The sequence below is a fragment of the Leucobacter sp. NPDC077196 genome, from assembly GCF_040687075.1.
GTDB lineage: Bacteria > Actinomycetota > Actinomycetes > Actinomycetales > Microbacteriaceae > Leucobacter.
Map to the genome: position 1 here is coordinate 1 of NZ_JBFBML010000042.1, position 2,446 is coordinate 2,446.

Consider the following 2,446-nt stretch of genomic DNA (forward strand, 5'->3'; position numbering starts at 1 on the left):
CTGGAAATGGCGCCACTTGAAATCCGTCATCGTTCCGTCCGTCCAATCTCCGCCAAGCATGCTCAAGCTTCACGATTTTTGCAACAGAGCCCTCGTGGGCGTGATCCTCTCGGCGATCGCGGCGAAGATCGCGATCACGCGGTATCTGCGGGTCTAGCGGCGAGGGTGCGGTAGGCTGGATCCTCGCGCGTGAGCGCGGATCCCGCACCAGCCCGACGGCAGAAAGGATGTGACATGCCCAAGGAGACCGGCGAGAAGCTGATCGCCTCCAACAAGAAGGCCCGGCACGAGTACAACATCCTCGACACCTACGAGGCGGGCCTGGTGCTCACCGGCAGCGAGGTGAAATCGCTGCGCATGGGGCGCGCGTCGCTCGTCGACGGCTACGTCTTCATCGAGCGCGGCGAGGCCTGGCTCGACGCGGCGTACATCCCCGAGTACCTCAACGGGTCGTGGACCAACCACGCGCCGCGCCGCAAGCGCAAGCTGCTGCTGCATCGCCAGCAGATCGACAAGCTCTACCAGAAGACCCGCGAGGGCGGCATGACGATCGTGCCGCTGCGCCTGTACTTCCTGGACGGCCGCGCGAAGGTCGAGATCGCCCTCGCGAAGGGCAAGAAGGAATACGACAAGCGGCAGACGCTGCGCGAACGGCAGGACAAGCGCGAGGCCGAGCGGGCCATGCGCAGCAAGAACCGGCTGGGGGAGTAGCGCCCGCGACCCGGTGCGATTCAGTCGGCCCGGGCGAGCCGGGCGGCCCCGCCGGTTGAGCGGGCCCCCGCTGGTTGAGCGAGCGGAGCGAGTCGAAACCCGGGGCGGTCGGGTTTCGACTCGTCGCTGCGCTCCTCGCTCAACCAGCGGGGGCCCGCTCAACCGGCGGGGGAGGCCCGCCGCGAGCGGAGCGACCGTGGCTACACTGCGTCGAGCGCGCGGCTGACGTCGAGCAGGATCCCGTTCTGCAGCCGGTGCCAGTGCTCGGTGTCGGGATCGGGCCACGACGACAGCTTGACGATCACGGAGTCGGTGAGCGGGTCGAGCCACAGATTCTGCCCGTGGATGCCGATGCCGCTCACGTTGCCGCGCTCGTTGCCCGTGCACCACCACTGGCGGGTGTAGCTGCCGTCGGGGAAGGTGTTCGTGAAGCCCTTGTCGGTCATCGCCTCGTGCGATCCGCCGGCGAGTACGCGACGCACCCAGTCCTCGGAGACCACGCGGCCACCGGGGGCGACGCCGCCGTCGAGCATCATGCGCCCCACGCGCGCGAGATCCCGCGCCGTGCAGGAGACGCCGCCGTGCGCGAAGCCGAAACCCGTCGTGTCGACGGTGATGGTAGCGTCGCGGTCGGCGTCGAGCTTCGCCCACAGGTACGTGGAGAGCGCTTCGACGTAGCGCAGACCGGTGACCCGTTCGACGATCCAGGCGAGTACGTCGGTGTTCGCCGAGCAGTACTGGAACTCGCCGGTGCTGCCGTCGCCGCGGAGGGTGGTGAGGAACTCGTAGGTGTCGGCCGGGTCGCCGTGGCGGCGCGTGCGCCAGCCGGCCGAGCGACCGTGGGTCTGCACCTCGGATGCGGGATCGACGTAGTCCTCGTTGTAGTCGATCGAGATCTGCATGTCGAGCACCTGCAGCACGGAGGGCCCGTCGTAGACGGAGCCGGCGAGCTCGGGTACATACTCGGTGACGGGCTGCGCGGGATCGATGCGCCCCTCGTCGACCAGTGCTCCGACGACCGTGCCGCACAGCGACTTCGAGACGCTCATCAGCAGGTGACGGTCGTCGGGCGCGAAGCCGGCGCGGTAGTACTCGGCCACGACCTCCGTTCCGCGCAGCACGAGGAAGGCGTCGGTGTAGGTCTGTTCGAGGCGCTGTTCGAGGTCGGGAAGCTGCGCCGCGATCGCGCCGAGCCGCGCGAGGGCATGACCGGGCGCGTTCACCGGGCGCCGCGAGACCGCTGCCGAGGGCACCATCTCGCCGAGGTGAGCGAAGGCCCAGCGGTTGTGCGGGGGCTCCTGCCAGCTGTCGAGCGTCGGTTCACCCGCGGCGGCGTCGGGGTATCGGGCGGGGTGCGAGCCGGTGGTGGGCGTGTTCATCGAGCGTCTCCGAAGGTGTGGCCGCGGCGGGTGAAGAGGTAGTACAGTCCGCCGCTGACGATCATCGCAACGGGAGCGGAGAGATCGATGTAGCCCATGGCCTCGGCGATCGCGCCGCTCCAGAAGTCGGTGGTGAGGAAGAAGGAGGCGGCTGCGCCGCCGATGATCCCCGCGGCGAGGCCGGGAATGCTGAAGCCACCGGTGTACCAGTACTTGGCCCCCGGGCGCTCATCGAAGAGATCGAGGCCATCGTATCGGTTGCGGGGCTCTGTTGCAAAGATTGGCGGCAGTCAGAGGTAGGCTGTCGCTCTGCGCCGATCAGGCGGCTGCTGCGAAATGGTGGTTGAGCATGCCCA

At 68.4% G+C, this 2,446-nt stretch carries 2 protein-coding genes; one reads left to right on the forward strand and one right to left on the reverse strand.

Translation table 11 applies throughout. The annotated features are described in order from the left end of the window. The first annotated feature begins 234 nt into the window (after window positions 1-234). Window positions 235-711 (forward strand): SsrA-binding protein SmpB, encoded by a 477-nt coding sequence (gene smpB, locus AB0O71_RS15395; protein ID WP_079941838.1) that lies wholly within the window; start codon window positions 235-237, stop codon window positions 709-711. Between the two features lie 200 nt (window positions 712-911). On the opposite strand, the gene nylB is transcribed toward smpB, so the two are convergent. After that, the gene (gene nylB / locus AB0O71_RS15400) at window positions 912-2,090 is read right to left on the reverse strand and encodes a 6-aminohexanoate-dimer hydrolase (protein ID WP_012476896.1); all 1,179 of its coding nucleotides are present in this window, start codon (window positions 2,088-2,090) and stop codon (window positions 912-914) included. Window positions 2,091-2,446 lie beyond the last annotated feature (356 nt).